Origin of the sequence: Vibrio ostreicida (genome assembly GCF_013074385.2) — a bacterium.
GTDB lineage: Bacteria > Pseudomonadota > Gammaproteobacteria > Enterobacterales > Vibrionaceae > Vibrio > Vibrio ostreicida.
Window position 1 is genome coordinate 225225 of sequence record NZ_JABEYA020000002.1, and the last position, 12319, is coordinate 237543.

At 44.2% G+C, this 12319-nt stretch carries 9 protein-coding genes; 7 read left to right on the top strand and 2 right to left on the bottom strand.

Annotated elements, in window-relative coordinates; genetic code table 11:
* The first annotated feature begins 20 nt into the window (after window positions 1-20).
* From dapB to HLM86_RS04715, 4 genes are all read left to right on the top strand, one after another.
* Window positions 21-830 (top strand): 4-hydroxy-tetrahydrodipicolinate reductase, encoded by an 810-nt coding sequence (dapB, locus tag HLM86_RS04700; protein ID WP_076586357.1) that lies wholly within the window; start codon window positions 21-23, stop codon window positions 828-830.
* Between the two features lie 485 nt (window positions 831-1315).
* On the top strand, window positions 1316-2455 hold the full coding sequence (carA, locus tag HLM86_RS04705; RefSeq protein WP_076586359.1) for a glutamine-hydrolyzing carbamoyl-phosphate synthase small subunit: 1140 nt from the start codon (window positions 1316-1318) through the stop codon (window positions 2453-2455).
* 16 nt (window positions 2456-2471) lie between these two features.
* Window positions 2472-5702, top strand: coding sequence for a carbamoyl-phosphate synthase large subunit (carB, locus tag HLM86_RS04710; protein WP_076586361.1), 3231 nt, complete (start codon window positions 2472-2474; stop codon window positions 5700-5702).
* 173 nt (window positions 5703-5875) lie between these two features.
* Window positions 5876-6655, top strand: coding sequence for a TSUP family transporter (locus HLM86_RS04715; protein ID WP_076586363.1), 780 nt, complete (start codon window positions 5876-5878; stop codon window positions 6653-6655).
* A gap of 151 nt (window positions 6656-6806) precedes the next feature.
* Here HLM86_RS04715 and HLM86_RS04720 read toward each other — a convergent pair whose 3' ends face one another.
* Window positions 6807-7673: a LysR family transcriptional regulator gene (locus tag HLM86_RS04720; RefSeq protein WP_170882322.1), complete on the bottom strand. Its 867-nt coding sequence runs from the start codon at window positions 7671-7673 to the stop codon at window positions 6807-6809.
* 674 nt (window positions 7674-8347) lie between these two features.
* Between HLM86_RS04720 and ung the strand changes: the two genes are divergently transcribed.
* A complete protein-coding gene (ung, locus tag HLM86_RS04725; protein ID WP_076586367.1) occupies window positions 8348-9034 on the top strand; it encodes a uracil-DNA glycosylase in 687 nt (228 codons plus the stop codon).
* 70 nt (window positions 9035-9104) lie between these two features.
* Here ung and HLM86_RS04730 read toward each other — a convergent pair whose 3' ends face one another.
* Entirely contained in the window at window positions 9105-9287 is a 183-nt protein-coding gene (locus HLM86_RS04730) for a DUF3545 family protein (RefSeq protein WP_076586369.1), read from the bottom strand.
* A 704-nt stretch (window positions 9288-9991) separates the two neighbouring features.
* On the opposite strand from HLM86_RS04730, the gene HLM86_RS04735 reads away from it, so the two are divergent.
* Together HLM86_RS04735 and yaaA are read left to right on the top strand one after the other, a co-directional pair.
* Entirely contained in the window at window positions 9992-11425 is a 1434-nt protein-coding gene (locus HLM86_RS04735; protein WP_076586371.1) for an alanine/glycine:cation symporter family protein, read from the top strand.
* Between the two features lie 103 nt (window positions 11426-11528).
* A complete protein-coding gene (gene yaaA / locus HLM86_RS04740; protein WP_170882323.1) occupies window positions 11529-12302 on the top strand; it encodes a peroxide stress protein YaaA in 774 nt (257 codons plus the stop codon).
* Window positions 12303-12319 lie beyond the last annotated feature (17 nt).

Genomic DNA, 12319 nt, shown 5'->3' on the forward strand with positions numbered 1-12319 from the left:
AAAAATAATGGAGAAATGCAATGGTAAGAATTGCAATTGCAGGTGCTGCAGGCCGTATGGGACGAAATCTCGTGAAGGCCGCTTACCTTAATCAGCAAGCACGTGTCAGTGCTGGCTCGGAAAGGCCAGAATCATCATTAGTGGGTGTCGATATTGGTGAGTTGTGTGGTGAAGGTAAGTTGGACGTTGTCTTAAGTGACGATTTAGCCAAAGAAGTTGAACAGTTTGATGTGATCATTGATTTTACCGCTCCGGAAAACACTCTAGCTAATTTGGCCCTATGTCAAAGACATGGAAAAAGTATTGTTATCGGCACGACAGGTTTTACCGATCAGCAACAAGAGCAAATTGAGCAGATCGCGCAGAAAGTCCCCGTTGTCATGGCTCCCAATTACTCAGTTGGGGTAAATCTGGTGTTCAAGCTGCTCGAAAAAGCAGCGAAAGTGATGGGGGATTATTGCGATATTGAGATAATTGAAGCGCACCACCGTCACAAAGTCGATGCTCCCTCCGGTACCGCAATTGGTATGGGCGAGGCTATCGCTGATGCTATGGGTAATAAACTCAATGATGTTGCCGTCTACGCCCGCGAGGGTATTACGGGAGAACGCACTAAGAACGAGATTGGTTTTGCGACGATTCGGGCTGGGGATATTGTTGGTGAGCACACTGCCATGTTTGCTGATATTGGTGAACGTGTTGAAATTACTCACAAAGCTACCGATCGAATGACCTTCTCCAATGGTGCAGTCAAAGCGGCGGTTTGGCTCAAAGAAAAACCGGCAGGCTTCTATACAATGACTGATGTGCTGGACCTCAATCATTTGTAATTAAATAATTATGCGCTGGGTGGTTTCCCAGCGCATATGATAAGTTCATATTTTCATATGAAAAAATAACTTGAGATTTTAGACGGAAATGCACCATTTTACTTGTTGTTTTAGGGTGGTTTATCTGCTTTCTTCCATCTCTTGCTTAAAAGTTAAGTAAAACTCTGTTTGTTCAACGTTTGCGTGTGTGTCTTTTTTATTAGATGCTCATGGTGATCCTGTTTTCACGATGTTCTATTTTTTTTTTGCCTTTTTCCCTCCTTGTTTTCTTACTAAAGTTTTCATTTTAAGCCTCTAGTGTTCGTTTTCTATCAAAGCGCCCTTAAATTTAGATTTATTTTCGACACTTAGTTGACACAAATCGCCAGCCTAATTAGAATACCGCCAATTTGTCTGATAGACCTAATGTCACATATTTATCGTGGCTAGGAAGACAAGTTTGCAGTTTAATTTATAATTTTTGCATCTTTATTCTGGAGGTTGTCTTGAGTAAATCAGCACTGTTAGTCCTAGAAGATGGGACAGTGTTCCACGGTGTTTCCATTGGAGCAGATGGTATATCCGTTGGTGAAGTTGTTTTTAATACCTCGATGACGGGGTACCAAGAAATTCTCACTGACCCTTCCTATTCACAGCAAATCGTTACTCTCACTTACCCTCATATTGGCAATACCGGAACCAATTCCGAAGACGAAGAATCTTCTTCCATACACGCCCAAGGCCTTGTGATTCGTGATCTTCCTCTTATCGCTTCTAACTTTCGCAACGAACAATCCCTTTCCGATTATCTTAAATCTCAACATGTGGTTGGGATTGCCGACATCGACACACGTAAACTGACTCGTATTTTGCGTGAAAAAGGCGCGCAGAATGGTTGTATTGTCGCAGGCAACAACCTTGATGAAGGATTGGCATTAGCGAAAGCAAAAGAATTTCCCGGCTTAAAAGGTATGGACCTTGCGAAAGAAGTTACAACAAAAGAATCGTATCAATGGAAACAGGGTTCGTGGACGCTCGAGAGTGGTCTTCCAGAAGCGAAAGGTGACAGCGAGTTGCCCTATCATGTTGTTGCCTATGATTTTGGGGCAAAGCGAAATATCTTGCGCATGCTTGTTGACCGAGGTTGCCGCCTAACTGTGGTTCCTGCACAAACGTCCGCTGAAGCAGTACTAGCCCTTAATCCAGATGGTATTTTCTTATCAAATGGACCAGGGGACCCAGAGCCGTGTCACTATGCTATCGAGGCAACGAAAGTGTTCCTAGCGAAGGGCATTCCAACCTTTGGCATTTGTTTAGGTCACCAGATTTTAGCGTTGGCATCGGGCGCAAAAACGATAAAAATGAAATTTGGTCATCATGGTGCGAATCACCCAGTGAAAGACTTGGACTCTAACCGAGTTATGATTACCTCTCAAAATCATGGTTTCGCGGCAGATGAAGCGACACTGCCAGACACCTTGCGTGCCACCCATGTATCGCTATTTGACGGATCTCTTCAAGGTATTCATCGGACAGATAAACCAGCATTTAGTTTCCAAGGTCACCCAGAGGCGAGCCCAGGTCCTGAAGACGCGGCTCCGTTATTTGACCACTTTATCGAACTAATCAAACAACATAGCGCTTAATTCGGAGTAGTAGATAATGCCAAAACGTACTGATCTTCAAAGTATTTTAATCCTTGGTGCTGGTCCGATAGTGATCGGTCAGGCATGTGAGTTTGATTACTCTGGCGCCCAAGCATGTAAAGCACTGCGTGAAGAGGGCTACCGAGTTATTCTGGTCAACTCAAATCCTGCTACGATTATGACGGATCCCGATATGGCGGATGCGACTTATATCGAGCCCATTCAGTGGGAAGTTGTTCGCAAAATTATTGAGAAAGAACGGCCTGATGCGGTATTGCCTACGATGGGTGGACAAACCGCGCTCAATTGTGCCCTTGATTTGGAAAAGCATGGTGTTCTTGCCGAGTTTGACGTAGAAATGATTGGTGCAACCGCTGATGCGATTGATAAAGCCGAAGACCGTTCTCGTTTTGATAAAGCCATGAAATCCATTGGGTTGGAATGCCCGCGCGCCGATACGGCCAAAACCATGGAAGAAGCTTACGGTGTTCTCGATATGGTGGGCTTTCCTTGTATTATACGCCCGTCCTTTACTATGGGTGGAACGGGGGGCGGGATAGCTTACAATAAAGAAGAATTTGAGGAAATTTGTCGCCGAGGTTTAGATCTTTCTCCTACCAACGAACTGTTGATTGATGAATCGCTGATCGGTTGGAAAGAATATGAAATGGAAGTGGTTCGTGACAGAGCAGACAACTGCATTATTGTGTGTGCAATTGAAAACTTTGATCCTATGGGTATCCATACTGGCGACTCCATTACAGTAGCACCAGCACAAACGCTGACAGATAAAGAATATCAGTTAATGCGCAATGCTTCTTTAGCTGTGCTTCGTGAAATCGGGGTGGAGACGGGCGGATCAAACGTTCAGTTTGGTATTAACCCTAAAGATGGTCGCATGGTTATCATCGAGATGAACCCGCGTGTGTCGCGCTCGTCAGCGTTGGCGTCAAAAGCTACCGGCTTCCCGATCGCTAAAATTGCGGCAAAACTGGCCATTGGCTTTACTCTCGATGAATTAATGAACGACATCACAGGTGGTGCGACACCGGCTTCTTTTGAACCGACAATCGACTACGTCGTGACCAAGATACCTCGTTTTAACTTTGAAAAATTTGCCGGTGCCAACGATCGCTTAACCACTCAAATGAAATCTGTTGGTGAGGTTATGGCAATTGGTCGTAACCAGCAAGAGTCACTCCAAAAAGCACTTCGCGGTTTAGAAGTTGGAGCGACGGGTTTTGATGAAATGGTGGATCTTGACGCCCCTGATGCACTGACAACCATCCGTCACGAGCTCAAAGAAGCGGGCGCGGAACGTATTTGGTATATTGCCGATGCTTTCCGCGCAGGTTTATCTGTTGATGGAGTGTTCAATCTGACCCAAGTCGATCGTTGGTTCTTGGTTCAGATTGAAGATATTGTTAAACATGAGTTAGAACTTAAGGCAAAAGGGTTCGCAGGCCTGAATAAGGATCAGCTCACTAAGCTGAAGCGAAAAGGGTTTGCTGACGCCCGTTTATCTAAGATCTTAGGTGTTGCCGAGAGTGAAATCCGTCGTTTGCGTGATCAGTACGATATTCATCCGATTTACAAGCGCGTTGACACATGTGCAGCTGAATTTTCCTCGGATACAGCGTACATGTATTCATCTTATGATGACGAGTGCGAAGCCAACCCAACCGATAAAGACAAAATAATGATTTTGGGTGGTGGTCCAAATCGTATTGGTCAAGGCATTGAGTTTGACTATTGTTGTGTGCATGCGTCTTTGGCCTTGCGTGAAGATGGCTACGAAACCATCATGGTGAATTGCAACCCTGAAACAGTGTCGACGGACTATGATACGTCCGATCGCCTGTACTTTGAACCTGTCACATTGGAAGATGTGCTGGCCATTGCTCGTGTCGAAAAACCACAAGGGGTTATCGTGCAATACGGTGGGCAAACTCCGTTGAAATTGGCTCGAGCATTAGAAGCGGCAGGGGTTCCGATTATAGGAACGAGTCCCGATGCTATCGACCGTGCCGAAGACCGTGAGCGTTTCCAAGTCGCGGTTGACCGTTTGGGGCTCTTGCAACCTGAGAATGCCACCGTAACAACGATGGAACAAGCCGTGGAGAAATCTCGCGAAATAGGATTCCCTCTAGTTGTCCGCCCGTCTTATGTCTTGGGTGGGCGTGCGATGGAGATCGTATACGATGAGCAAGATCTACGTCGCTATTTCAATGAGGCAGTGAGTGTTTCCAATGAATCACCTGTCCTGCTTGATAGTTTCTTGGATGATGCGATCGAAGTCGACGTCGATGCGATTTGTGACGGCAAGCAGGTAGTGATTGGCGGTATCATGGAGCACATTGAGCAAGCGGGCGTGCATTCTGGTGACTCTGCTTGTTCATTACCTGCATATACGTTAAGTCAGGAAATACAAGATGTCATGCGAGAGCAGGTTGAGAAACTGGCTTTTGAACTGGGTGTCCGTGGCCTAATGAATACTCAGTTTGCGGTTAAGAATAATAACGTTTACCTGATTGAAGTTAACCCACGTGCCGCACGTACCGTCCCTTTTGTGTCAAAAGCCACAGGGGCACCTATCGCTAAGATTGCAGCGCGTGTTATGGCTGGTCAATCTCTCGAATCCCAAGGGTTCACTAAAGAGATTATCCCACCTTATTATTCAGTGAAAGAAGTGGTATTACCGTTTAATAAGTTTCCCGGTGTTGATCCACTTCTGGGGCCTGAAATGCGTTCTACCGGTGAAGTTATGGGAGTTGGAGCAACATTTGCGGAAGCTTATTCTAAAGCGGAATTAGGTTGCGGTAATATTTATCCTGAAGGCGGTCGGGCTCTGCTTTCTGTTCGCGCAGGAGATAAAGAGCGGGTGGTGGATTTAGCGTCTAAACTTACCAAGTTGGGCTATCAGCTTGACGCCACTCACGGTACGGCAATCATTCTTGGTGAAGCGGGCATTAACCCTCGCCTTGTCAATAAGGTTCATGAAGGCCGTCCACATATTCTTGATCGCATTAAAAATAACGAGTACACCTATATCGTGAACACGGCTGCTGGTCGTCAAGCAATTGAAGATTCAAAAGTACTCCGCCGAGGAGCCTTGGCAGAGAAAGTGAATTACACGACGACGCTCAATGCGGCATTTGCGACGTGTATGTCACACGCTGCTGATGCGTGTGCTTCTGTCACCTCTGTCCAAGAGCTTCATGCTCAAGTCGAGAAGTATAAGCAATAGTCCGATAATATCGACGAAAATAGACTATTTGATTGCCCGCTCGGAGAGCGGGCTTTTTCGTTTTTGGTCCTACTAATGAAAATATGGAATGAGTATCTGGAGATAGTTTCCTTATAAGACTCATAGTGACTGATGTTATGTTTGTTGGAATAGTAAGAAACGACATTGAATCTATGGAACTCTCATCTGAAATACTCATTTTACTCTTCTTCGTTGCGGCAGCGGCTGGGTTTATAGATGCAATGGCGGGAGGAGGCGGGTTATTAACATTACCGGCCTTGCTCGCTGTAGGTATCCCGCCAACTCATGCACTGGCGACCAATAAACTGCAAAGCTCATTTGGGAGCTTTTCTGCGAGTTGGTATTTTGTTCGGAATGGGCTGGTTAATCTCAATGAGATGAAGTGGGCTATCGTGTGCACTTTTACGGGGGCCGCAATAGGGGCAAAAGTTGTTCAATATGTCGATGCTTCTATCTTAACCAGCTTGATTCCATTGCTCCTTGTCGCGATTTCGATGTATTTTATTCTGATGCCCAGAACGGGCGGTAAGTCAGGTGTCGTTAGAATATCTGAAAGAGTCTTCGCATTTTCTGTTGGTGGTGGTGTGGGCTTCTATGATGGTTTTTTTGGGCCAGGAACTGGCTCAATCTTTACAGTGTGCTTTGTTGCACTGGGGCATTTTTCTCTGATTGACGCAACTGCCAGAACCAAAGTGCTTAACTTTACGTCAAATATTGCGGCGCTTATTCTATTCATTATTGCAGGGTTACCGATTTGGAAACTAGGCCTAATCATGGCTGTCGGTGGAGGGATCGGGGCGCGAATGGGGGCCAAAGTGGTCATCAGTAAAGGCCAACAGTGGATACGTCCTTTGGTTATAATGATGTCTATGCTGATGGCGATGAAACTGCTGTGGCAAGAGCATCAAAGCCTGTTTCTTGCTCTTTTTTAAGGCCGCTAACATTGAACCTTTTGCGTTGAATGGGTAACGGCTTTAGTTGTACTCAGCAGTCAGCATAGACAGGTATGTTCTTCGCACACGTTGAAACAGAAGGGTTAGACTTTCGTATCGATGATTGAGGCACTGATTCCGCTTTATAAGGTTAAATAATACTCATGGCATATTTGACCGAGCGAGGAATCGAAATGAGCAGCAAATCGATTAATTGTGTAATACGTTGGCTCTTATAAGCCGAAGGGCGCAAACAAATGTGGATAGGGCGATAGAGAGGAACCAGTTGTTCAAAATGATAGCAATTTTGAGGTTCAATCTTTAACGTTTTGATCACGGAGAGAGGAATTAATGCAGGGGCAATACCTGCAAGCGCCAGATGGGAAGCCGCGGAATATGAGTCCATTTCCATCACTGGTCTCATGTGTAGATCATTGAGTAATGATGATTGATAAGTGTTTGAACTGTTGTTGAGATCATTCGTTATAATCTTTGATGGTAAGGCGGTTAATCTTGTTGCAGACACCAAATAACAGGGTTCTTTGAGTAAAGGAACCAGACTTAAATGATGATTGGGCGGAAGTTCGCCAGCGCAAATACCAAGCTGAGCATCACCAGATTGAACATGTTCAACGATCCGTGGCGTATGGTTCGTGGTGATACTTAGGTAGGGATCATGGGAAAAGTATTGCCCTATGGTGGTGGATAAATACCCGGATACGAGAGTTTCAGAGCAATCAAGTTTGAGTTGATGGTTTTCAGGCAACGATTTTTGTTCGTAAATAAGCCCCCTCAATTCATTGAATGTCGGGCCGATATTTTCAATCAGGCTGATCGCTTCCTGAGTCAGTTGAACATTTCTTCCTTGAGGGAAGATCAGTTTTTTGCCTAACTTTTTTTCTAGATTAGCGATGCGTTTACTCACTGCCGATTGACTGATATAAAGTAGGCTACCCGCTCGGCTCATTGTCTTTGCTTGGCTTAGCACAATTAAGGTTTCAATGCCTTCCAATAGCATAATGTTTCCTCGAAAAACGATCAGACATTAATGTAACCAATTAAAAACGCACGCTCAACAATACGTCTTAAATTATGGTTTAAATGACGTTTATTGAAGGACTTAGCGGCATTAACGCTCACCATCTATCTGTGGACTTCTTTTATTGCGGGCATGGCTGCTTTCGTTATCATTGTGGTAAGTAGTACTGTCGATGTGAGTCGCACAGTATAAAGGCGATAATTAGCAGCTTCAGATAAAAACGGCCAATGATGCACGATATAGGATCAATGCTCCCAGTTGGAGAGCGATATGGGTTACGCTCAAGGCGGTAAATCCTGATAGCGTTGTGCGTTCTCGTTTCCATCACATCGAAGAAGGGAATAATATCCACCCTTTCAGATAGATAGGAATCTGAGTTAAATAAAAGTGAGTAATAGGCGATGAGGTTAACAAAGTGGCACTAAATTTTCATGTTGGATGGTGTACTCACAATAAAGGATATCGTTATGCCCTATACAAGGTTTTATACGTTAGTCAGATCGATGCGCTTGCCCTCCCCAAATCGCCATGTTGCGGGTCAGGGGCATTATCGGACACCACAAAAAAACTAGTTTACTAATCGCTTTGTTCCTTCTCTTGTTTTTGCGAGAATTAACTGGGTTATTTCTTGAAGACAGGTGAAGGAGCAGAATATGAAGCAGTCACTGACGTGGCAAGATGTTATCGGTGCAGAAAAACAGCAGAGCTATTTCCAGAACACACTCCGTTTTGTTGAGGCTGAGAGAGCGGCAGGTAAGCGAGTATTCCCCCCAGCGAAAGATGTATTTAGCGCTTTTCGGGTGACTGAGTTTGTTGATGTGAAAGTCGTTATTCTTGGACAAGACCCTTACCATGGTCCAAATCAGGCGCATGGTTTGTGCTTTTCTGTATTGCCTGGAGTGAAAACGCCCCCCTCGTTGGTTAATATGTATAAAGAGCTCGCGCAAGATATCGATGGATTTGAGATCCCCAAACACGGTTATTTACAAAGCTGGGCAGAGCAAGGAGTACTGCTACTCAATACGGTTTTGACGGTAGAACAAGGCAAAGCACATTCTCACGCGAAGTTAGGTTGGGAAGCTTTTACGGATAAAGTCATCGAGTCTCTTAACCTCTATCAAGAGGGAGTGGTATTCTTACTTTGGGGCGCTCATGCACAGAAAAAAGGCCGGTTTATTGATAGAGATAAACATTATGTTCTCACTGCTCCTCATCCATCTCCCTTGTCAGCCCATCGTGGTTTTTTGGGGTGTCAGCACTTTTCTCAAGCGAACAAAATTCTTCTTGAACAAGAGAAAATACCAATCGATTGGTGCTTACCTATTAATGTGGATAAATAGGCTTTGAATGGTCTTTACCCGATCTCGGAGAGTAAAAATGAAAAAAAGAGGCGCTTTGCCTCTTTTTCTTTTAGAAGTCGATGTTGCCTTGCTCATCAAAACCAATGTCCATATCTTTTAACTCACGTTGGAGTCTTTGCTTGTCCTTAATTGCTTCAATCTCACGCCATTTGCGTTTGACGGGTTTTGAGCGTGCAGCTCTTGATTTTGGAAAGTCCATTTCCAAGATTTCTTCAAAGTTTAAGCCTTCCATAAGCTACCTCTTTTTAAATTCTATTCTTTGAAGTGGTACTTAATGTAATACCATCCACAATGGAGACTAGCCATGATTCGTTTCTCATTTGTTACGTTTCAATGAAGTTTTTACTGTTTTTTAGACTTCGCTCCACATAAAAATGTCGATTTATTGCTGCTTTTTTGTTCGAACGATGAATGAATCTTGATTAAATTCCTACCGACTGGATGTTAATGGAGTGTATAAAAAGTGAGCTGTCATGGCCTATGAGAAACAAGGTGCATTGTTGCCTGAAGATAATGATTTTTCAGTGACACAGAGTGGACAGAATTTTCTCTCTCAGTCCTTTGAGACAAAGGAATGTCAAATACCACAAGGGATACTATTTCCTATTGGGTTGTTCACCTCTTATTGTTGTTAAATTTTGATGTTAATGTGCTGAATTTGTAGGTTTGTTGTTCTTTCTTGTGTTAACTAATGGTGATTTTATAGTGAAAAATAATACTATTATTATATTGGGTGCATATTGATTTTTGATATTCTAACCTGCATTATCCGCTCGTCAAAAAATGCTGATACGTAAAATGGAAGCATGAGGCGCGTTTTACATATCTAAGTTGCACGATAAATAGACAATAATACTAACCAAGGTTGACACTTGGTTTGCAACTGGATGGATGGCAGGGAAGCAGAGATCAGCGAAAACTCACTATGAGGATCTTATGACAGATTTAATTAATTTGATGAGCGATCTCCTTTGGGGCTCGATCCTAGTTTATCTTTTGGTCGGTGTTGGTATCTACTTTACGTTGAGGCTGGGTTTTATCCAGTTCCGTCACTTCGGTCACATGTTTTCTGTACTGAAAAATAGCCGTAAAGCGGACAAAGCAGGCATTTCATCGTTTCAAGCTCTGTGTACCAGTTTGGCCGCTCGAGTTGGAACAGGGAATATGGCTGGTGTCGCTATAGCGCTGACAGCAGGTGGCCCTGGGGCTATCTTCTGGATGTGGTTGATCGCCATGCTTGGTATGGCCACCTCTTTTGCAGAAAGCACGCTTGCTCAATTGTACAAAACCAAAGATGATGACGGAAACTACCGTGGTGGTCCCGCATATTATATGGAAAAAGGGTTAGGCATGCGCTGGATGGGCGTTCTTTTCTCTGTATTCCTTATCATCGCTTTTGGTTTGGTATTCAATGCCGTGCAAGCGAACTCAATCGCTGATGCAATGCATAAGGCTTTTGGATGGGACAACACGTATGTAGGCGTGGTGGTTGTACTGTTATCATCAGTGGTGATCTTTGGTGGCATCAAGCGTGTCGCGCGAGTTGCTGAGCTTGTTGTGCCAATTATGGCTTTGGCTTACCTATTGCTGGCGATGTTTGTTGTGCTTGCTAATGTTGAAAAGCTGCCAGCTGTTTTGGCCTTGATCTTCAAGAGTGCATTTGGATTTCAGGAAGCGGCCGCTGGTGGCTTAGGTTATGCAATAGCACAAGCGATGATTAATGGCATTAAACGTGGCCTTTTCTCTAATGAAGCGGGGATGGGTTCTGCACCTAACGCGGCTGCATCGGCGACCCCTTATCCGCCGCATCCAGTCTCACAGGGTTATGTGCAAATGCTGGGTGTGTTTATGGATACAATAGTGATTTGTTCTGCAACGGTTGCCATAATCCTTATGTCTGGTGAATATGTGCCGCATGGAGAAGTCACCGGTATTGAACTCACTCAAACTGCTTTGAGCTCGCAAGTTGGTGACTGGGGCGGGATTTTCGTCGCGGTTGCAATCTTCTTCTTTGCTTTTACATCGATCATAGCCAATTATTCGTACGCTGAGACAAACCTTATCTTCCTAAGACACAATCATAAAGCGGTTATGGGTATTTTCCGTCTCGTTGTTCTTGGTATGGTGATGTTTGGCGCTGTTGCTTCATTACCTGTCGTGTGGGCATTAGCTGATGTTTCGATGGGACTCATGGCGATTGTCAACTTGGTGGCGATTTTATTGCTGTCTGGGATTGTTATCAAACTCGCGAAAGACTACAACCGTCAGCTCTCTGAAGGCAAACTTCCTACGTTTGATTCTAACGATTTCCCAGAGTTGAAATCTCAGCTCGAAGAAGGTATTTGGGATCAGAGTAAACAGACGAAATAATTGTTAGTTTATCTATCAATCTGATTTGAAAAGCCATGCAGACAATGCATGGCTTTTTTTGTAATCTATAACCAATAAGATCAGACTAGATAGAGTTGAAACTATGTTAATCGTTGTATCGCCGGCAAAGACCTTAGATTATGAATCACCTTTGGTTACTGCAAAGTCCACTCAGCCAGAGTTCGTTGAGCATGCCAAAGAGCTTATTGATGAGTGTCGTAAGCTCACTCCCGCTGATGTCGCCCGTTTGATGAAAGTCAGTGATAAGATTGCGGATTTAAACGTTGGGCGTTTTCAAGAGTGGAGTGAGTCGTTCACCAGTGATAACTCCCGCCAAGCAATCTTGGCATTTAAAGGTGATGTATACACTGGTCTTGACGCCGAATCTTTTTCAGAGGAAGACTTTGAGTACGCTCAGGCACACCTTCGAATGCTATCAGGCCTATACGGCTTACTAAAGCCTTTGGATCTCATGCAGCCCTATCGGCTGGAAATGGGCACTAAATTAGCCAATAAGAGAGGGACAAACCTTTATCAATTTTGGGGGAATGTCATTACTGAAAAGCTCAATCAAGCTTTGCTCGAACAGGGAGATAATGTTTTAGTAAATTTAGCCTCAAACGAGTATTTCAAAGCGGTAAAACCTAAAATATTGGATGCTCAGGTTGTGACTCCGGTCTTTAAAGATTGTAAGAATGCTCAGTATAAAGTGATTAGCTTTTACGCAAAGAAAGCGCGTGGAATGATGGCTCACTACATCATTGAACATAAGGTGTCCAGTGTTGCTGACCTGACGCGTTTCGATATGGCAGGCTACTATTTTGTTGAAGAGGAATCGACGCCGACTGAACTCATGTTTAAGCGTGAAGAACAGTAGCCGATTGGCGCCGTGAT